This is a genomic window from Sporosarcina saromensis, from assembly GCF_054901285.1.
Window position 1 is genome coordinate 3,089,404 of sequence record NZ_CM142738.1, and the last position, 18,403, is coordinate 3,107,806.

Below are 18,403 nucleotides of genomic sequence, written 5' to 3' on the forward strand. Positions count from 1 at the left end.
GGCTTGTTCTACTTATAAATGCTTACTTTTCACTCGGGTCAGCTGCATTAAACATATTTGCTACTATTAACCCTGTAATCAGGGCAACAACACTCATCACAAATGGTGTACCGCTATCAGGAATACCTGGATAGATAACGAATACAGAACCTAAGATTAAACCGATAATGATGGCAAACATTGCATATGTGTACGTATTCAATAAGTAATGGATAATTTTACTGCTGGCAATAAAACCGACAATGACCCCTGCTCCAATAACTACAATAATTGGAAGGTTTAATGTAGAGAGAGCATTAATGGCAGTAGCATATACACCAAGCAACAATAAGATGAATGAGCCACTCACACCTGGTAATAACATCGCCATACTACCTGCCCATCCAGCAAAAAATAGACCTAATGCATTTTGCATCGATAGGGATGTAATAATTACTGCATCAGCCGGTTTAATGAATACCGTACTAGCCAATGCTACACCCACGACGATTAACAACACATAATGACCAATTGTAAAGTTCTTTTTCACACCAGCTTGTTTGGAGATAAATGGAACCACACCAATAATCAGTCCTAAAAAGAAAAATTGTGTCGGTTGTTCATAATTCTCCAACAAGAAGTTTATCAGTTTGCTAAAAAGGACTAACGTTAACCCAACTCCAATTCCAAGCGGAAGTAGAAAACCGATATGCTTTTTCCACTCTCGACTAAAAAAGCCGCTAATTGCAATAAGTAATCGATCATATATACCGAGGATGAATGCTATTGTACCGCCACTCACTCCTGGAATTAAGTCGCTGATTCCCATTAAGAACCCTCGATAAATATTTTTCCATTCCATAAATCTGTTCCTCCAATATCATTCAATGATAGTAGTATACCATTTCACAATTACCATAAGCCATATAAAGTACACTTCCACTATTATCACTTTTCAATTAATGAAAACACACTTCATCTTCTTACTATAAGACGTCCTTTCTTCAATTTAGGTTCATAGACTGTTACCGTGAAATCTCCTATGTATGTTGATTTCCTTTCTCTAAAGATAAATGTAGTCAATTGATAGTTGTAGATGGAAAATAATAAGGTAACAATATCATCCGTAAAAAAATTCGAGAAGCCGCATTTTCATGCGACCTCTCATTACGTTTAGAAAACCTTCGTACATACTAACTAAATCATCATTATGAAAATACAGTAATGATGAAGGCGTCAAATCCAGCAGCTTTTAAATCTGCTACTTGCTTGTCCGCATTTGACTTATCCGCAAATGAACCTGCAATGACGCGATAATAAGTGACGCCCCCTTGCGTGTAAATGTCAATGAAACTATCAAAGCCTTTTGCTTGTAATTCTGCTACACGTTGATCTGCATTGGCTCGTGATGTGAATGAACCGGCAACGACCCGGTATAAAATGGATCCAGAAGGTGGTGGAGAACTCGTTTTTTGTAACCCAAGCGCTTTTTCCAATCCGTTTACATGTCCTCTAGCAGCTTTATCCAACCATGCAGACGTTTTCATTAACGAAGCGTTCGATGCATAGTCAATAAATCCATTTTCCGTTAGCATTGCATGCATACGCGTTTCTCGTAGCACATGGAAATCCGCTTTCTTTTTCCCACGGTTCGGCATATCAATCAATTTCACGATTTCTGAATGAATCGTATTTCTTAGTTGTGCTGTCGTTGAGCTATCCGAAAGGTTGCTATGAATATAATCTTCGTACCCATTACCTCCACCCGCATTAATATGAATGCTCAAGTAGAATGCTGCTCCCCAAGCATTTGCATCATTCGTACGTTGGGATAGACTGACCGTCTGATCCCCTGTCCGACTCATACGCACCGTAGCATTAGAATACTCGTTGACAAGAATATTTCTAACCCTCGTCGCAATAGCAAGCGTTACATCTTTCTCCTTTAATCCATTCCCAATTGCTCCAGGATCCGTTCCACCGTGTCCCGGATCGATATAAATTTTAACCATTTTCATTTCCTCCCTATTAGTTTTTTGTTTTTAATTTCAAATTTCAGTTTTCTACTTTCTTTACACCACTTATTCTTTCAGTTTTAGTATTTCACCTCCTTTTTTGTTCTTAATTTCTCAGGCATCACCTCCTTTCGGATAATAAAAAGAGCGATATCTACCTAGGCGGCAATCGCTCCTTCACTTCTTGAATTTCTTTTATAATGTCGTCATATTTATCCGCCATCGTCGTCAATAACTGCTGATACCGTTGTTCCCTTGCTTCACTGCTCTTTACTTGGTACATGAATAACCAAACAAACAGTACAGCAAATGGCCCTTGTGTCAAAAAGTAACCGAGGACTTCTCTTGCATCCATTCTCTCTCTCCCTTCTTGATTGCCACCAATTTTGGACATGTGCATCCTCACCACATACTCTTTTCACTATAAAATCCAATCCTTTTCTCTTGCTCCTCTCACCTTTTTTCACGTTCTTCTTTTTAATGTATTCCTTTATTTTCATTCATGCTTGTACCTCTTCATCACTTCCGAATGGAATTTTCAAATGTCCCTTCTATAAAATTTTTAAATTCAAAAAGAGCGATGTCCAAAACGCAGACAACCGCTCTATTCATGTTGCTTGTACACCGAACAATTCAAGATCTAGACATTCTTCTCATCACATCATTCGTAAAGTATCTCGAACCATTCCTTATATAGAACACATGTTCTTTTTTGCTTAAACATAGTGTAACGCACCCAATATGTTCAAGTCATTTATTCGACCTACGCGACATTTGCGACATCAATTTCTAATCAAAACATGATGATGGCGCGATTTGACTCGATACATGTCTTTCTCTATTCTTCATCACACATTTTTCTAATGATTAAATCTTTTAATCTTCCAATATGCCGATCAGAAATTTTCATATGCCGACCAATCCAACGCAAACTTTTCCCCTCCAATAACCAATGAAGGATTTCAGCCTCTCGATCATCCGTTATCGCGGTGAGTCTTCGTTGCACAATCATTATTTTTTTCTCATATTCAATGATCTTATTCATTCTGCGTTCCCTCCTTGTCACCTCTCTGAAAACAGGATCATTTTGGACACCGCTTTTTTTCGGCATTGCTGCGTCATTTCCATACTTAGCAGTCAATCCACCGACATGTTCCATCGACTCTCTAATCACCGCCACACTATTTACCATCCAGTGATAATCTCTCACTAATTGCTCCATTTCTTCTGCCCTCATGTCCACGCCTCCTCAATTGAGTCACATTTGAAACAATGAAAACCTTAGTTTCACATATGAAACTTTTAAATGAAGATAACATATGTTCGGTTTCACTTTCAACAATAAATACACGAAATGTTGTCACAAAAGAAACTTTACAGTATACTTATTCATACAGATCAGGGAGGTTAATGCATGGAAACTTTAGGTTCTGAAATTAAGAAAGTCCGTCTGGAAAATAAGTTGTCACAAGAAGAATTTGCTGAACGTATCAATCGTCAACATCATCTTGCCATTACGAAAGGGATGGTCTCAAAATGGGAGTCAGGATCTATTGAACCAAAAACCCGTATGGTGAAAGCAATTGCAGAAACATTTAATGTTTCTGTTGATGGCATTCTTGGATTGACACAAGAGAAAGCTAACAAAGTTGAAACTATAGCTATGCATATGGATGAAGACCTTACAGAAGAAGAAGTGAAAGAGATTCAAAAGTATATCCAATTTCTCAAATCGCAGCGAAAGTGAGGCGGTACGATGATGTATGAGTTGCTTCTCGCCCAATATTCACATTTAGCAATTAAAGAAGTCAAAACATTACCGGTAGGATTAGGTGGAGTTTATATGGATAATATGATTCTCATCGACCAACATCGTTCATCCTATGAAAAACATTGTATTCTTGCGGAAGAGATTGGCCATTATGAAACGACTTATGGGGACATTACGGATGCATCTTCTCTCACCAATTGGAAACTTGAACTGATTGCAAGAAGGTGGGGGTACGAAAAAATTGTCTCGCTCGACAAACTGATTGATTGCTATGAGTTAAATTATCTTTCAATCGAAGAAGTGTGTAGTCATTTGGAAGTAACAGAAGACTATTTACTAGCATCCATTCAACATTATCATGCTCGATTCGGTGTTTCGGTTCAATACAAAGCGTATGAAATCTTCTTTGAACCGTTATCTGTTGTTAAGCAGCGGTAAATGTTTTCCCTTCGTTACGTATCATTCTTCTGACAACTACGTCTTAAGACCGAGAACAAATCATACGTCCGTCTAGTGGCTATATCACCACTATACGCTATGATAGTGTTAAAGGGTTAGCGTTCATCCGAAAAGCAAAGGAGAATGGGCATGAAAAAAGTGTTGTGGGCTGGATTAATAGGGGGATTTTTAGTCGTCATCGGTATTTTTTTATACGAAAAACTGCTAAACATTCCAGTGAACGAGGAAGCTATCATACAAAGAGACGATGCAAAATCATTGGATATGACAATTCACTTTGGCGTCGGTACATTAAAAATGGTCGGCGGCGCTTCAGACTGGGTAAACGGGACTTTCGACTATACCGATAAGAAGTGGAAACCATCGCTAACGTATAAAAACAAAAACAAAATCGGTTCTGCACACCTGAAACAAAAATCTTCAATGAATATTGGTTTTTCCAATAAAAAGTTCCAGAACGATTGGTCGCTGCAGCTCACAAATGAGATTCCAGTAAAATTAGCTGTCAGCTTAGGTGTTTCTACAGCAAATTTGGATTTAAAAGGCATCCAACTGAGCAGTCTTGCAATCGATAGTGGGGTTGGAGAATCGACAATCGACTTAAGTGGAAACTGGGACCACAGTTTTCCTGTTGACTTACGATTGGGCGTTGGAGACACGACGATTTATCTACCGAAAGATACAGGCATAAAACTTGTCGTTTCAAAAGGGGTCGGTCGGTTCAACACGAATGATTTCATTCCACAAGGGAAAGGTGTATACGTAAACGAAGCATATGGAACCGCTAAGCATACGATCGACTTGTCCATTGATATGGGTGTAGGAAATGTTACTTTCAAAATAGTTGATTAGGTGAAATTCCATGTACGATCTTCGCCACAAACTGAAAAGGGACATTTCGCTACATTTTAAGCGAATGCCCCTTTACTATTTAAATAGTCGGTCAGTGCAGCCTTATGTTTTACCCGTCATACCCGTTTAACAAACGACTTCGTCGCATCGCTACATTTTTTGCTTCAGTTTCTCTTGCAATTTGATCCTTCCTTAACTGACCGTTAATACGAGGATCTTGCAATCTCATCGTACTCCATCCAGAAGGACCGACTTTTTTACTCACTTTCTTAATTTCATCTTCAAAAAATAACATGTCCACTCCTCCTCCCTGCACAGTAGTTGAAAGAGAGAAGCAACCTTACTTCCCACTCTCTATACAATACGCAACAAAAGAGGACATACGGAGGGTATGCGCACAGCGTGGCGGCAATTAGTTATCTACTAACGTTAATTAGTCAAAACCATCTATGCAATCATAAAAATAAGCCATTGCAAATAATCGTTAACTTACAATGGCTTATCAGGAATACAGCGCTATAGATAAAAATTTAGTTGCAACTTCACCAGATATTTTCATCAACCGCTTTTTCGAATAGACTTCTTCAAACGTGGGCAAACTGCGTATCTTAGTATGGTAAATTTTGATTTTTATCCAATTTCGTAATAGCTTACTTTGCATTTTGTTTTTTCAATTCTTTCATTCTCGCTTGATAGTCATCAATTTTTTTAACAATCCTGTCGACTTCATCTTCAACTAGCTTGCGTTTCTCTTCTTCCAAATCGTCAATTAGTTTTTGGTAAGCATCTTTTTGGTCGTTAATGAAAGTGATAAGTTCTTCTTCCTGGCTATCACTTACTAACGCTTCATCTTTAAGTAGTTTTGCCGCACCGATCAATCGATTGTTTTCTACTTTAATCGCCTTTTTCGCTTTATTAGCATAGTCCGACACCGTTGTGAGAGCCGTTGTTTTTGGCCAACCAATCGGCTTTGCATAGACGAGACCGACAAGATCCAAATCAGATGGTAACCAAATTTTCGACATACCTGCTGTCATTTCTTCAAGGGAATTTGCAGCCATGTACGTACCATTCCCAGCTTCTGCTACTGCTTTCAACTGACTTTCTGCATCTTTATCAACTTGAAAACCAATTACATTGACATGTCGACCGGTCTTTCCTTGTGCAAATGCCTTCGCCTCTGCAATCGGATCTCCCCCACAAGTTTCTGCTCCATCACTAACAATGTACACTGTTAGGTCTTCTGTCGTGTCTTTGTGATCGATACCGGCCTGTTTAATCGCTTCTGCTAACGGCGTCCAACCGCTTGCCTTTACATTATCCAATACGCTATTAAATTCTTTTTCTTTGAATTCTCCTAAAGGATACACTTCCACAATCGTCCCACAAGAAAGTGTTTTATCAGATGCACTTTGCGTCCCTTTATGTCCATATGCATATAAGGATACTTCACTCTTTTGTCCAATTGCCGTCGCAAAGCTCTTTACTGCACTTTTCGCTGTATCCATTTTCAAGCGTCCATCCGCATAGAGCAACATACTGGAACTGGCATCGAGGAGAATAAGCGCTTTTGCAGGGTGTTTCGTTCGCTCGCCTTCTTCGTTCATCTCATAAGGTTCAGGCATCAAAGGTTCAGTGAATGAAGGATGATAGGTTATAAGCGGGTCGACCAATTCTTTGTATTGAGCACCACCAAGGTAATAGTTTAGAGCTTTTACAATCATTGCAGGGTCCTCTGTGCGCTTCAGAACCTCTTTCATTTCGGATAAAAACACAGGACGCAGCTCACTAGGAACTTCGGTTTTTGCCCACATTGACGTCTCTTCTTCTACAGTGAACTCACTTGTCAACGAGCCCGGTGACAATTCTGACAAATCTTCTACAGATTGAACGCTCTTTACTGAAGAGATGTTTTGGAGAAGTGATTTATCTAACGACTCTTCCATTTGATTATTTTGTTCTTCCTCATCTTGTTTCACTTCATTTTCAGGGGACTGTTCTACTGGCAATTCGGAGTCCACATTCTCATTTCCTTTAGAACAGCCTGCGAGGAAGGTACAAACAATTAATAGAGCTACTAATAAATAGTTTTTCATAATCGCTACCACCTTTCTGACTTTACCGTTTATACGGTATACAACTCGCTAAGTTCCATTTTCTACACATTACAATCCGAATGAACTATAAAATGAAAATTACATACAATTTCCATATTCGAAAGAACTATTCAATTGATTTACTTCCCTTACTTACTCGGTGACACATAACAAAAAACACATAGATACAAAGTAATCAAACTTCGTTCCATGTGCCTTTTTCATTAACGTCTTTCATCTATTCAGTTCGCAGTAGCTACTTCGTTACGTTTTGCCTCAATCGCCGCGAGTCTTTCATTAAATTCATCTACCGTCATGTTTTGTTCTGTGAAATAACGGTTTCGTGGATGTGTACGGCATTCATCCGAACAGCTTCGCATATAGAAATGCTCATTTTCTTCTGAGCATAAGATTTTATCGTTACATTCTGGGTTTGCACAATTCACATAACGTTCGCAAGGCGTTCCGTCAAAATGGTCACGACCGACAACTACGTGTTCAACTTGGTTAATCGGAACAGCAATTCTTTCGTCAAATACGTAACATTGTCCGTCCCATAATTGTCCTTTTGCGACAGGGTCTTTTCCGTATGTGACAATTCCACCTTCAAGGTGAGCAACGTTATCGAATCCTTCGCGTTTCATCCACCCAGTGAATTTTTCACATCGAATGCCGCCTGTGCAATACGCAAGGACTTTTTTGCCTTCAAACAGCTCTCTATTTTCACGGACCCATTCAGGTAGATCACGGAAATTTTCAATATCCGGACGAATGGCTCCTCTGAAATGACCTAGATCATATTCATAGTCGTTTCTTGTGTCAAAAACAACTGTATTTTCATCTTGCATTTGCTTGAAGAATTCTTCAGGCTTTAAGTACTCTCCTGTCAATTCCAATGGATTGATGTCCTCTTCAAGACTTAAGTTAACAATTTCCTCGCGATGACGCACATGCATCTTTTTAAATGCGTGTCCATCCGCTTCATCGATCTTAAACCAAAGATCTTTAAAGCGCTCATCGCTATGCATTTTTTCCATGTAGGCATCTGTTTGCTCAATCGTACCTGAACAAGTTCCGTTGATTCCTTCTGTACCTACAAGAATACGACCTTTCAGTCCAAGTTCCTTACAAAATGCCAAATGTTCGGCAGCAAATGTTTCTGGGTCTTCAATGTGTACGTATTTATAGTACAACAATACCCGGTATGCTCCTTTTTCCATTTCTTCGACCACCTTCTGTTTGTTTTCTTTGCAATAGAAATAACAGCTTGATCGGTTTAACAATATTCGATTGTAAACACATAAAAGCTCACCCGAATTTGCAAGATGCGGGCATTTGACAGTATATCATAAATGCACCTTTTGAAAAACCCCATTGCACTGTTTTTATCCAATTAATACGTGATTCGTTTCGTACATTTCACATTCATTTCCAGCACTCAAACTACTAGGTATTGTTGTATACTTTCAACTAGTAAACATTCGACATTTTTTTACTTTCACAGAAACTATTTCAGAAGTCTATCCGTCTAACATACTAAGAAGACAATATTCATTTTTGTTAGTTGACGCGACATAAATCGTGTTAGTAAGACACGAAAATGGAAAAAGGAGATGATTTGAATTCAAATGGACTTTTATAGCACGAAAGACTTTTTAAAGTGGAGCGCTCGCGTCATTAAACGGACTTTATTGACACGATAGACTTGTATACCGGGGTTCGCGCGTCATTAAACAGACTTTATTGACACGATAAGTTTGTAAAACGGTTCGCTCGCGTCATTAAACGGAATTTATTGACGCGTTAGACTTGTATACCGGTGTTCGCGCGTCATTAAACGGACTTTATTGACACGATACACTTGTAAAACGGGACGCTCGCGTCATTAAACAGACTTTATTGACACGATACGCTTATATTCCAAAACTTTCGCGTTATTAATCAGCTAACAAGACTACTAATCCGCTTCTCCAAGTTTTTGACTAAGCACCAAAAAACAGCAACATGCACCTTACACGGGCTTCAAAAGCTCGAGAACCAATGAATACAAAATAAGGGAGTTTAGCAACATGAAAAAGCTGCACCATAAATACCGTTCCACTTGGATTGATATCATTTTTTCAGTCGCAATCATTCTATTGACAATTTCCGCCTTTTTATTGGTTTTTCCGACGAAAGGTCTTCTATCTAAAAAAGAAAGTCCTTCTACAAACGCAACCTCTCCAATACAGATGGAAGAAATCGAGTCGAGCTATCCAGGCGTTAAAATTGTTACGAAAACATCAAATGATCCCTATTCACCATTTGCGATTCAATATCCACAAACAAACTACACTTCCTTTAACGACCAAATACTTACATATATTACTGAAGCACAAAACCATTACATACAAAAGTTGAAATCAAAAAGGCAAAAGAACACTAAAACTTCAGGTGAATTGAACATCTCTTTTGAGACCATTACCCATCATTCTGGAAACTATTCTTTTGTCCTTGTAACAAATACGAACTTTAGTGATGTAGAAGCCGGTACATTGGAAATTCGCTCGTTCCACTTGAATCCAGAAAATGGGAATCATTATTCAATAGAAGATCTGTTGCACAATGACCCTACTAAACTCGAAAAGATTGCTTCATTCGTGCGTGCAGCAATACACGAGGATCCATCGTTAGTAGGTCATGTACAAGAAAAAAGTATGGAAATGCATACACAACCATTTTGGAACAACTATCGCAACTATGCGATTTCTGATGAATCGCTTCTGTTCTATTTTGACGAGCAGACAATTGCAGACCAAACAGTTGGCCCTCCAATCGTTACGCTTCCAATCGATATTGTTGCGCCTTTTCTAATCGATGTGTTTCAACCGACAAAACCAACGGATCCGAATGAAGACTACCCTTCAACAGAAACACCTACTAAGGAGGAAGATGACTCTACACATGACCAGTCAACAACTCACACGGATAATGAACATAAAGTAGAACCATCAAAAAAATTAGTCGCTCTTACTTTTGACGACGGACCAGACCCAAAAATAACGCGGCAAATTCTTGACACACTTAAAAAGTATGAAGCAAGAGCAACATTTTTCATGCTAGGAAGCCGCGTCGAATATTACCCTGATGTTGTAAATGAAGTAATAGAAGCTGGTCACGAAATTGGTAACCATACATGGAACCATGCAGATCTTACAAAACTCTCAGCTGATCGAGTTCAAAAAGAAATTGAATCTACGAGTGAGATGATTGAAAAAATATCTGGCCATAAACCCGAAGCTTTCAGGCCACCTTATGGAGCGGTTAACAAAATGGTACGTTTTCAAACTGAACTCCCTGTTGTTTTGTGGGACGTGGATACATTAGATTGGAAACACCGTAATCCTGACACACTTCTCCAACTCATAAAAGAACAGACCAAAGACGGAAGTATCATTTTAATGCACGACATCCACCAAGCCACAGCAGACGGGCTCGATGCTGTTCTTTCGTATTTGGAAACAGAAGGATATGAATTTGTTACAGTTGCCGAATTAAATCAAACAACCTACTAAGGTAAACTAAAAACCGCGCGTCACCATCATTTTTCAGAGATGGTGTCACGCGGTTTTTGTTTATTCACAGCATTGATTCTAGGCATATTTCTGTTATAATTCAATTAGAACAGATTGGAGGGTTAACATGTTCATCGAAATTGAACCGTCTTCAGAAATCCCCATATATACGCAATTGGTCAATCAGCTTATTGAATTGATTGCCAAAGGAGAGCTCCAACCTAACGATACGTTACCTTCCGTTCGTTCATTGGCCGCTGATCTCGGTGTCAATATGCATACCGTGAATAAAGCATACCACGAGCTGGAACGAAAACGTATCATTCGAATCATTCCTAAATCGGGAGCAGTCGTAAGCGAGATAACAACACCAACTGACGAACAACTCGCTACAATAACACATGCTTTAAAAACTGTACTTGCTGAATCAACAGTTTACGGAATGAACAAAGATGAAGTACTATCGATTGCTTTAACAATTATGTCAGATTATAAGGAGGGCTAAGGAAATGACCGTCATCATCATGACAGTTATCATTTTATTTTTGACAGGCATGCAAGCAGGTACACCTTATTTCGTCAAAAGGACCGTTGTCTTTGGCGTTACAATTCCAGAAGGACATACCGAAGATAGCAAATTGGCACAGTACAAAAAATATTATATGACCGGGACACTCCTTACAGGATTTATAAGTGCAATCACTTTCATTGTACGAAGTCTAAATGATTCTACAGAAGCGACAATTGTCGGAAGTGGTTTGGCGCTACAATTTATCACCCTTTTGGTAAGCATGATTCTATATGTTGTCTTTCATAGTAAAACAGCAAAACGAAAACAGGACAATGAATGGGGAGCGACTTTAAAACAAATTCGCGTTGTAGATTTATCGAGCCGCTCCGCTGACGAAATGTTGCCGACAATTTATTTTACACTTCCAATGACGATTACAATTGGACTGATCATTTATACAACATTAAATTATGAGCACTTGCCTCATTTGATCCCTACACACTGGGGTCCGACTGGCGCACCTGATGCATTCAGTGAAAAGAATCCCTTTACCGCAGTTGCCCTTCTCCTCATTCTTCTTGTGATGCAAGGCATGATGAGTGCTATAAATTATTTTACAAAGAAGTCAGGCATTAAACTGAACGCTACGAATAAAAATAAATCAAAAATACAACAACTAACATTCAGGAAATACACAAGTTGGTTTCTATTTCTAACAACGTTATTGACAACCTTACTACTTGCTTTTTTCCAACTAACAATTATTCACGAAGAAATAGGCGGTACATTGCTACTTATTACCGCACCATTAGGTTTTCTTGTTATCAGTTTAGTCGGAACTGCTATTTACGCCTATAAGATAGGGCAAGGTGGGGCACGTATCCAAATTGACTTAGAAGAACAAACCCCTCAAGGCATTACGGATGTAGATGAAGACCGGTACTGGAAAGCTGGCGTATTCTATGTCAACAAAAACGATCCATCCATATTCGTTGAGAAACGTTTCGGAGTAGGCTGGACCATTAATCTCGGCAATCCGATTGGCTATTTCATTTTATTCGGTCCAATTGCGGTCATACTCGCTATTGCATTTTTCCTTTGAACATCGAACAATAAAAAACCGCGGTAAATCCTAAGTTTTAACACTTAGGTTCCGCGCGGTTTTTCGATGCACAATTCGTCACTTTATTGTTGAAAATTAATTAAACACACTCGTACTGTGTAAAGGTTGCAACCTTGCTTTCGGATCAATATGCGCTTTTGCATGGTTGACAGCAATTGGAGCTTCTCCAAGGCCGACAGCAATAAGCTTCACTTTTCCATCGTAATTTGTTACATCACCAGCTGCATAGATTCCTTCAATATTCGTTTCCATGCGAGAGTTGACCAAAATGGAATTGCGATCCATTTCAAGTCCCCATTCTTTAATCGCACCGAGTGAAGAGATATTACCGTAGTTGACGATTACATGATCGATCGCCAACGTTTCTTCTGCACCGTCTTTTTGGACAACAACCACTTCTTTCACAGTACCTCCTTCACCTATAATGGACTTGACATTACGAGATGTTAACACATTCACTTTAGATGCCATCAATTGATTGACACTCGTTTCATGAGCGGTAAAGCGTTCTCTTCTATGAACAAGTGTAACGGATGAAGCAATATCCTCGAGCATTAATGCCCAGTCCACAGCTGAATCTCCACCACCACAAACAAGTACTTCTTGATCTTTGAAGAGTGAAAGATCTTTTATTCCATAATGCAAGGTCTTTCCTTCAAAATCAGTTTCCTCTGTCAAACCAATCTTACGTGGTTGGAAAGCACCGATTCCTGCTGTCAAAAGGATTGTACGTGTCAAATGCGTCCCTTTGTCAGTCGTAAGCACAAAGTGATCATCTTCTTTTGTGTAAGAGAGTGCAGTCTCTCCAAGCAAGATTTCCGGTTTTGCGTAATGAGCTTGGGTTACAAGATTTGCTACAAGGTCTTTTGCAAGGATTTTAGGAAATCCACCTACATCGTAAATATATTTGTCAGGATAGAGCTCGACTAACTGACCTCCTAGTTGTGGAAGGCTGTCAATAATCTTGACAGACATCTCGCGCATTCCTGCATAAAAGGAAGCAAACAAACCTGTTGGCCCCCCACCGATAATTGTAATGTCGACGATTTCATTGTTCATCTATAAACACTCCAGTTTTCTTAGAATTTTCGATGAATAAAAAAACACCCTCATCAGTATTTCCTACTTTCTACTCTACACATTATCTACTATTTTTCAATAAAAATCACAAAAAACGAACGGATCAGTGCGAAATTTTTTAAAGAATTCTACGTACTTTTCCGCACAAAAATTGAAAGCGCTTAAATTTTATAATTTTTATATAGTATTATATTATCAAACAAGTATAATAGGTATATGGACTGTACTACTAGAGTGAAATTCAGGGGGAATGTAGTGTGAAATTATCAGTATCAAAAAAGATTTGGATGGGGTTCTCAATTCTTCTTGTCATCATGCTTATAATGGGGGGTTCCTCGTTTTTTGCAACGTATAAGATGAACGAGGAGTTCGATTTGTTCATTGAAGATCGTGCGCATAAAGTGAACCTTGCAGATGAATTGATTAGTGCACAAAAAGAACGGTATATCGCCATTAGTAGTTATGTATTATTTAAAACGAAAGAATTTGTCGACCAAAGAGATGAGTCAACTGCCCATGCAGAAAAGTTAATGGTTGAACTAAACGAGTCGTTTAGAAATTCCTCAGACGCTGAACTTGTCGGAGAGCTTACTACACTGCAATTACAATTTGGGGAACTAGTAGATGAACTCAGTTATAGCTTAATGAGAGCTTCCGAGACGCAAAATCGAACATTACTACGTGATGCAAACACATTGAACGAACAAATTATGGAGAGAGCAACTGCTTTAAAAGAACATCAACAACAAGCAATGCAACAATCAAGACAAGAATTGGCAAGTTTAACGAAGACTGTACATATGATAACGTTTGTATTCATTGGTATTGCCATTATACTTTCACTCATTATCGCTACCTTCATTAGTCGGAGCATTGGCAATCCTGTTAGAAAAATGACGGCTGCTATTGAACGCGTTGCGTCTGGTGATCTGACCATTGAATCATTACACATTCAAAATAAAGATGAAATTGGCGTCATGGCTACAGCGTTCAATAAAATGGCAACTGATCTGAAAGGTTTATTGGAACAAATCCGGCATTCTTCCCATCAATTAGCTGCACAGGCTGAACAGCTTTCTGCAAGTTCTGAAGAGAGTCTAGCATCATCCGAACTCGTTGCAACAGCTTCAGAGAAAAATATGAAAGATAGTGAAGAACAAGCTGAATTAGTAGGTGATACTGTCACATCCGTTTCCAAACTGACAGCTGACGTCAACATGATTGCTGCAAGCAATGCACAAATGCTCGATGCAATGCGTGCAGTGATTTCCCACGTTACAGATGGCTCATCGACTGTCAAACGACTATCTGGACAAATGAACGAGGCGGATTCCGTTATTCAAGAAGCTGCAACCATTATTCAAGCAATGGCAAAACAATCTGCGGAAATTCAAAAAGTCACGTCTCTCATTACTGCTATATCCGAACAAACAAATCTGTTAGCGTTAAATGCAGCAATTGAAGCAGCACGAGCTGGAGAACACGGAAAAGGCTTTGCAGTAGTCGCGGAGGAAGTCCGTCATTTAGCTGAACAATCTAAAACATCGGCAACAGAAATTGGACAGATGATTACTTCCATCCAACAGGCTACGAGTCAAGCAGTTTCAGCTATCCATACAGGTAGAGACAGTGTGAAGGACGGTCTAGACGCTACACATCAATCCCAAGAAACGTTCAATACAATTGAACACTCTATCAATGACGTTAACGACAATGTTGTCACTGTAGCGGAAGCTATTGAACAAATCCGCTCAATGACAGAAGCGATTTCACATTCATCTATTCAAGTAAGAAAACTAGCAGAGTCAACTGCATTCACAGCACAGGAAACGAGCGCTGCAACTGAAGAACAACTTGCTGTGAACGAAGAGATTTCCTCGAGTTCACAATCGTTGGCACGGTTAGCAGAAAATCTTCAAAAGGAAGTCAACAGGTTTTCCTTGTAATGAACAACGCAAAAAGGCAGCGCACTCAAAATTGGTGCGCCGCCTTTTTAAGTTTTGCTACAGAAACAGTATCTGTTCAGTCGCCTAGATGCTCTTTGCAAAATTCAGCAATAACCAGTTGTTCCTCTTCATCTAATTCAAAATCCAACACTTCATCCGTCGCACGATCAAAAAGATGATAAGATGCCACCTTCTCGGTTTCTTCATCTACAACATAAAGTACACGGACTCCAGTCCCCTGCTCTGTATAAAGTTCATCCTCTTCTTCAAATTTCACATAAATGCGAAACTCATATCGCTGACCAGATAAAATACCAGTCGGATCCACCATTTCGATCATGCTATATTCCATAATTTCCATCATCATCATCCTATCGGTAGTTACTTTCTTTCATTTTACAACACTTTTAGCGAAAGCGTTCAACATTTGTCCACTTCTAACCGATTTCTGTTCCAAAGATTTGATTCTTACCGATACAATACGATTCTATTCATGAAGCATACAACGCAAAACATATTTACTGGTAAATGTATCCTCTCGGCATTATTTGCCATAGCTGCTTATCGAAGAAATCGCAACGGTCATTCAATCGCTACAGCATCCTTCCCTAATCGCAGCATATTTCTTCGTGAACAGTGCATTCTTCGTAAGCGTAAAAGGATCTGCACCTGTTTTTCCGGGTGCAGATCCTTTATTTTAGTAATGAATCCTTTAATTTGTAGATAGGTAACATTGCTCCGGCAGCTTTTTCGACCAAGGGAACAATTTTGCAAGCTCATTCACATTGTTCTTATCAATGTTAGGAAGCGTTTCATAGAGGTGAACTAGATAGGCTAAGACATTTAACTTATTCTCTTTCGCCGACTCCACGATACTATAAAGGATGGCAGTAGATTGAGCCCCTTTTGGAGTAATCGAGAATAGTGAGTTTTTCCGTCCTAATACAAATGGTCTGATTGATCTCTCTGCTCTATTGTTATCAATGTCGAGTATTCCATCTAAAAAAGGACGCAGTAACTTCTCTTTTTGATTGATTCCATATTTAATTGCTTTACCTAGTTGGCTTTTCGGTGTGACTATTGGTTGAATGGATTGAAGCCATGCGAAAAAAGCCTCTGCGAGTGGTAAACTTTCCTTGCGGCGCACCTTACGGCGCTTTGCGAAAGATTGAGAGGTGATTTTTCTTTCAATTTTATAAATCTCTCCAATTTTCATAAGTGCTAATTCTGAAAGAGTGGGCGCTTCTTTCTTGTTCTTTGGGGCAGCTTTTACAGCTTTATCAAAATAACGCCTTAAGTGTGCCCAACACCCTGAGAGACTAACGTTTTCCAACCCCTCATAGCCTGAATAGCCATCTGTATGAAGCGTTCCCTTAAAATTTTCCAAAAAGAGTTTTGGATTAGTAGCGCTTCGAGTTGATGAATATACATATATGGCACATGGAGGCCCAATCCTCCCAGTCCTGTATAACCAAATATATGACTTCGAAGAAGGCTGCTTACCCTCTTCGTACAAAACTTGTTGTGTTGACTCGTCTGCATGAAGTACTGGAAGCGATAAAATAAATTGATGCATCGCAGAGTAGAGCGGACGAAGTAGTTCCTCTGTAGAAAGGACTAACCAATTGGACATCGTCTGCCTAGATAGATGAACACCCAATTGGCGAAACTGTGCCTCCAACCTATGTAGTGGCGTGGCATACATATACCTTTGCGTCACCACATAAGCAATCGCTGAAGGTGATGCCATGCTTTTAGGAATGACAGCTTCTGGCATTGAAGCTCTTACAATTGGTGTATGAGTATTCTCTTTCTCGCATGTTCGACAAGAGAAAACGTCACGTTCGTGTTGGACAATCTCTGCGCGAGCAGGGATGATCTTGATTTCACGGCGGATTCTTTTTTCATCACATGCATAGAATGACCGCAATCTGAACAGGCCTGCTCCTTTAAGGGCAGGCTGTGGTGAACGACTGTTACAGGTAGCTCATTGTTTAGGCTTTCCCGAACTTTTCGTTTCTTTTTTTTTGATTGTAAGCTTTTGAAGTTCCTTGCACTGTCGTATTTTCCAGGGTAGAAGAATGTGATGTTTCCTCACCAAAAAGTGTCAATTGACCACTCGGAAACTTCTCACTTGAAGCTCCGAATTGGCGTTGCTTTTGTAATCGAAACATCTCTTCGTACCTAGCTATGATTGCTTTTAGACAGAGTAGTTCCTCTTCAAGAGCCGCAATCTTTGTATCCTGTTCAGTTAATTGGGGTGAGTGATCATTTAGGTTTCTCATATTATAAATATCGACATATTTACCATAATCTTTATGCGGTTAGACAACTTTTTTTACATTCATTTTCGGAAATACTCTTCCGTCTTCCAATGTTAACCCTTCAAGTAACCAAATTAATTGCCTAGGTGTAATTTGCATGGTCTCATCTTCTGGACCTTGCGGCCAGTTAAATGTACCGTTTTCGAGTCTTCGATAGTAGAGCCAAAAGCCATTATGATCCCAGTGAAGGATTTTTATTCGGTCCTGTTGGCGATTACAGAAAATAAAAAGGTTCGAAGAAAAAGGATCTAATTCAAAAGTTTCTTGTACACGAGCTGCTAGACCGTCCATTGAAAGACGCATGTCAGTTGAGCCGTGTGCGAGGAAAACACCTTTCACCCCCTCGAGATTAATTCGCATCTTTTAACACCTCCACAATCTCCAATAGAAGTGTTCGATCGAATCCCGGAGGGACCTCTATATATAAACCATTTACATGAACATTCATAGAAGAGGACGGCAACTCCATTGTAATAGCTGACCAAGTATTGGGTTTTCCAGTTCCATAAACTTCTTCTGGATAAAGTCTTCTTCTAGCGTTCACTAGTTGATAATAGGTGACTTCATCTTGCCCCCTGATCCATTCTGACATGGTCATACCGCTATCCTTCCACTGTTCAATAATCTCAATCCAGCGAGCATCTTTTTCATCATGTATCGCGGATGGATTCGCTAATTCTGACAATCTCAAAC

The 18,403-nt window shown here is 39.4% G+C and carries 20 protein-coding genes; 7 read left to right on the forward strand and 13 right to left on the reverse strand.

The genetic code is table 11. From position 1 onward, the window contains the following. Window positions 1-22 precede the first annotated feature (22 nt). From ACVHUV_RS15830 to ACVHUV_RS15845, 4 genes are all read right to left on the reverse strand, one after another. Window positions 23-841 (reverse strand): DUF368 domain-containing protein, encoded by an 819-nt coding sequence (locus tag ACVHUV_RS15830; protein ID WP_462085241.1) that lies wholly within the window; start codon window positions 839-841, stop codon window positions 23-25. Between the two features lie 346 nt (window positions 842-1,187). Then, on the reverse strand, window positions 1,188-1,991 hold the full coding sequence (locus tag ACVHUV_RS15835; RefSeq protein ID WP_462085242.1) for an N-acetylmuramoyl-L-alanine amidase: 804 nt from the start codon (window positions 1,989-1,991) through the stop codon (window positions 1,188-1,190). A gap of 157 nt (window positions 1,992-2,148) precedes the next feature. Then, on the reverse strand, window positions 2,149-2,388 hold the full coding sequence (locus tag ACVHUV_RS15840) for a BhlA/UviB family holin-like peptide (RefSeq protein ID WP_371389382.1): 240 nt from the start codon (window positions 2,386-2,388) through the stop codon (window positions 2,149-2,151). A 444-nt stretch (window positions 2,389-2,832) separates the two neighbouring features. Next, window positions 2,833-3,231 (reverse strand): DNA-binding response regulator, encoded by a 399-nt coding sequence (locus ACVHUV_RS15845; RefSeq protein WP_371389381.1) that lies wholly within the window; start codon window positions 3,229-3,231, stop codon window positions 2,833-2,835. Between the two features lie 177 nt (window positions 3,232-3,408). Between ACVHUV_RS15845 and ACVHUV_RS15850 the strand changes: the two genes are divergently transcribed. From ACVHUV_RS15850 to ACVHUV_RS15860, 3 genes are all read left to right on the forward strand, one after another. After that, entirely contained in the window at window positions 3,409-3,741 is a 333-nt protein-coding gene (locus tag ACVHUV_RS15850) for a helix-turn-helix domain-containing protein (protein ID WP_462085243.1), read from the forward strand. A 12-nt stretch (window positions 3,742-3,753) separates the two neighbouring features. After that, the gene (locus ACVHUV_RS15855; RefSeq protein ID WP_462085244.1) at window positions 3,754-4,203 is read left to right on the forward strand and encodes an ImmA/IrrE family metallo-endopeptidase; all 450 of its coding nucleotides are present in this window, start codon (window positions 3,754-3,756) and stop codon (window positions 4,201-4,203) included. A 150-nt stretch (window positions 4,204-4,353) separates the two neighbouring features. Beyond that, the gene (locus tag ACVHUV_RS15860) at window positions 4,354-5,076 is read left to right on the forward strand and encodes a toast rack family protein (protein ID WP_462085245.1); all 723 of its coding nucleotides are present in this window, start codon (window positions 4,354-4,356) and stop codon (window positions 5,074-5,076) included. Window positions 5,077-5,185: 109 nt separating this feature from the next. Here ACVHUV_RS15860 and ACVHUV_RS15865 read toward each other — a convergent pair whose 3' ends face one another. The 3 genes from ACVHUV_RS15865 to trhO form a co-directional block, all read right to left on the reverse strand. Beyond that, complete coding sequence (locus ACVHUV_RS15865) at window positions 5,186-5,371, reverse strand: hypothetical protein (RefSeq protein ID WP_462085246.1); 186 nt, start codon at window positions 5,369-5,371, stop codon at window positions 5,186-5,188. Between the two features lie 355 nt (window positions 5,372-5,726). Next, entirely contained in the window at window positions 5,727-7,172 is a 1,446-nt protein-coding gene (locus ACVHUV_RS15870) for a vWA domain-containing protein (RefSeq protein WP_462085247.1), read from the reverse strand. A 242-nt stretch (window positions 7,173-7,414) separates the two neighbouring features. Next, the gene (gene trhO / locus ACVHUV_RS15875) at window positions 7,415-8,392 is read right to left on the reverse strand and encodes an oxygen-dependent tRNA uridine(34) hydroxylase TrhO (protein ID WP_317942902.1); all 978 of its coding nucleotides are present in this window, start codon (window positions 8,390-8,392) and stop codon (window positions 7,415-7,417) included. Between the two features lie 849 nt (window positions 8,393-9,241). On the opposite strand from trhO, the gene ACVHUV_RS15880 reads away from it, so the two are divergent. The 3 genes from ACVHUV_RS15880 (at window position 9,242) to ACVHUV_RS15890 (ending at window position 12,339) form a co-directional block, all read left to right on the forward strand. Further along, window positions 9,242-10,726: a polysaccharide deacetylase family protein gene (locus ACVHUV_RS15880; RefSeq protein WP_462085248.1), complete on the forward strand. Its 1,485-nt coding sequence runs from the start codon at window positions 9,242-9,244 to the stop codon at window positions 10,724-10,726. Window positions 10,727-10,853: 127 nt separating this feature from the next. Further along, entirely contained in the window at window positions 10,854-11,231 is a 378-nt protein-coding gene (locus ACVHUV_RS15885; RefSeq protein ID WP_317942898.1) for a GntR family transcriptional regulator, read from the forward strand. Window positions 11,232-11,235: 4 nt separating this feature from the next. Further along, a complete protein-coding gene (locus ACVHUV_RS15890) occupies window positions 11,236-12,339 on the forward strand; it encodes a DUF1648 domain-containing protein (RefSeq protein WP_462085249.1) in 1,104 nt (367 codons plus the stop codon). A 96-nt stretch (window positions 12,340-12,435) separates the two neighbouring features. Here the strand turns inward: ACVHUV_RS15890 and ACVHUV_RS15895 are convergent, their stop codons facing one another. Next, window positions 12,436-13,419: an NAD(P)/FAD-dependent oxidoreductase gene (locus tag ACVHUV_RS15895; protein WP_462085250.1), complete on the reverse strand. Its 984-nt coding sequence runs from the start codon at window positions 13,417-13,419 to the stop codon at window positions 12,436-12,438. A 278-nt stretch (window positions 13,420-13,697) separates the two neighbouring features. Between ACVHUV_RS15895 and ACVHUV_RS15900 the strand changes: the two genes are divergently transcribed. Beyond that, window positions 13,698-15,386: a methyl-accepting chemotaxis protein gene (locus ACVHUV_RS15900; protein WP_462085251.1), complete on the forward strand. Its 1,689-nt coding sequence runs from the start codon at window positions 13,698-13,700 to the stop codon at window positions 15,384-15,386. Between the two features lie 76 nt (window positions 15,387-15,462). Here ACVHUV_RS15900 and ACVHUV_RS15905 read toward each other — a convergent pair whose 3' ends face one another. From ACVHUV_RS15905 to tnpA, 5 genes are all read right to left on the reverse strand, one after another. After that, window positions 15,463-15,747 carry a DUF6509 family protein gene (locus ACVHUV_RS15905; RefSeq protein WP_462085252.1) on the reverse strand — a complete coding sequence of 95 codons (285 nt, stop codon included), beginning with the start codon at window positions 15,745-15,747 and terminating at the stop codon, window positions 15,463-15,465. A 351-nt stretch (window positions 15,748-16,098) separates the two neighbouring features. After that, window positions 16,099-17,316, reverse strand: a complete 1,218-nt coding sequence (tnpC, locus tag ACVHUV_RS15910; protein WP_462085253.1) for an IS66 family transposase — start codon at window positions 17,314-17,316, stop codon at window positions 16,099-16,101. A gap of 64 nt (window positions 17,317-17,380) precedes the next feature. After that, on the reverse strand, window positions 17,381-17,671 hold the full coding sequence (locus ACVHUV_RS15915) for an IS66 family transposase (RefSeq protein ID WP_462085254.1): 291 nt from the start codon (window positions 17,669-17,671) through the stop codon (window positions 17,381-17,383). A 39-nt stretch (window positions 17,672-17,710) separates the two neighbouring features. Then, window positions 17,711-18,070: an IS66 family insertion sequence element accessory protein TnpB gene (tnpB, locus tag ACVHUV_RS15920; RefSeq protein WP_317946914.1), complete on the reverse strand. Its 360-nt coding sequence runs from the start codon at window positions 18,068-18,070 to the stop codon at window positions 17,711-17,713. Continuing rightward, window positions 18,060-18,395, reverse strand: a complete 336-nt coding sequence (gene tnpA / locus ACVHUV_RS15925) for an IS66 family insertion sequence element accessory protein TnpA (RefSeq protein ID WP_317946915.1) — start codon at window positions 18,393-18,395, stop codon at window positions 18,060-18,062. The genes tnpB and tnpA overlap by 11 nt, the downstream gene beginning before the upstream one ends. Between the last annotated feature and the right edge of the window lie 8 nt (window positions 18,396-18,403).

What these genes read in the sequence shown, in the direction of transcription:
- ACVHUV_RS15830 (WP_462085241.1), bottom strand. Translation starts at nt 841, where the DNA reads ATGGAATGGAAAAATATTTATCGAGGGTTCTTAATGGGAATCAGCGAC.
- ACVHUV_RS15835 (WP_462085242.1), bottom strand. Translation starts at nt 1,991, where the DNA reads ATGGTTAAAATTTATATCGATCCGGGACACGGTGGAACGGATCCTGGA.
- ACVHUV_RS15840 (WP_371389382.1), bottom strand. Translation starts at nt 2,388, where the DNA reads ATGTCCAAAATTGGTGGCAATCAAGAAGGGAGAGAGAGAATGGATGCA.
- ACVHUV_RS15845 (WP_371389381.1), bottom strand. Translation starts at nt 3,231, where the DNA reads ATGAGGGCAGAAGAAATGGAGCAATTAGTGAGAGATTATCACTGGATG.
- ACVHUV_RS15850 (WP_462085243.1), top strand. Translation starts at nt 3,409, where the DNA reads ATGGAAACTTTAGGTTCTGAAATTAAGAAAGTCCGTCTGGAAAATAAG.
- ACVHUV_RS15855 (WP_462085244.1), top strand. Translation starts at nt 3,754, where the DNA reads ATGTATGAGTTGCTTCTCGCCCAATATTCACATTTAGCAATTAAAGAA.
- ACVHUV_RS15860 (WP_462085245.1), top strand. Translation starts at nt 4,354, where the DNA reads ATGAAAAAAGTGTTGTGGGCTGGATTAATAGGGGGATTTTTAGTCGTC.
- ACVHUV_RS15865 (WP_462085246.1), bottom strand. Translation starts at nt 5,371, where the DNA reads ATGTTATTTTTTGAAGATGAAATTAAGAAAGTGAGTAAAAAAGTCGGT.
- ACVHUV_RS15870 (WP_462085247.1), bottom strand. Translation starts at nt 7,172, where the DNA reads ATGAAAAACTATTTATTAGTAGCTCTATTAATTGTTTGTACCTTCCTC.
- trhO (WP_317942902.1), bottom strand. Translation starts at nt 8,392, where the DNA reads ATGGAAAAAGGAGCATACCGGGTATTGTTGTACTATAAATACGTACAC.
- ACVHUV_RS15880 (WP_462085248.1), top strand. Translation starts at nt 9,242, where the DNA reads ATGAAAAAGCTGCACCATAAATACCGTTCCACTTGGATTGATATCATT.
- ACVHUV_RS15885 (WP_317942898.1), top strand. Translation starts at nt 10,854, where the DNA reads ATGTTCATCGAAATTGAACCGTCTTCAGAAATCCCCATATATACGCAA.
- ACVHUV_RS15890 (WP_462085249.1), top strand. Translation starts at nt 11,236, where the DNA reads ATGACCGTCATCATCATGACAGTTATCATTTTATTTTTGACAGGCATG.
- ACVHUV_RS15895 (WP_462085250.1), bottom strand. Translation starts at nt 13,419, where the DNA reads ATGAACAATGAAATCGTCGACATTACAATTATCGGTGGGGGGCCAACA.
- ACVHUV_RS15905 (WP_462085252.1), bottom strand. Translation starts at nt 15,747, where the DNA reads ATGGAAATTATGGAATATAGCATGATCGAAATGGTGGATCCGACTGGT.
- ACVHUV_RS15915 (WP_462085254.1), bottom strand. Translation starts at nt 17,671, where the DNA reads ATGAGAAACCTAAATGATCACTCACCCCAATTAACTGAACAGGATACA.
- tnpB (WP_317946914.1), bottom strand. Translation starts at nt 18,070, where the DNA reads ATGCGAATTAATCTCGAGGGGGTGAAAGGTGTTTTCCTCGCACACGGC.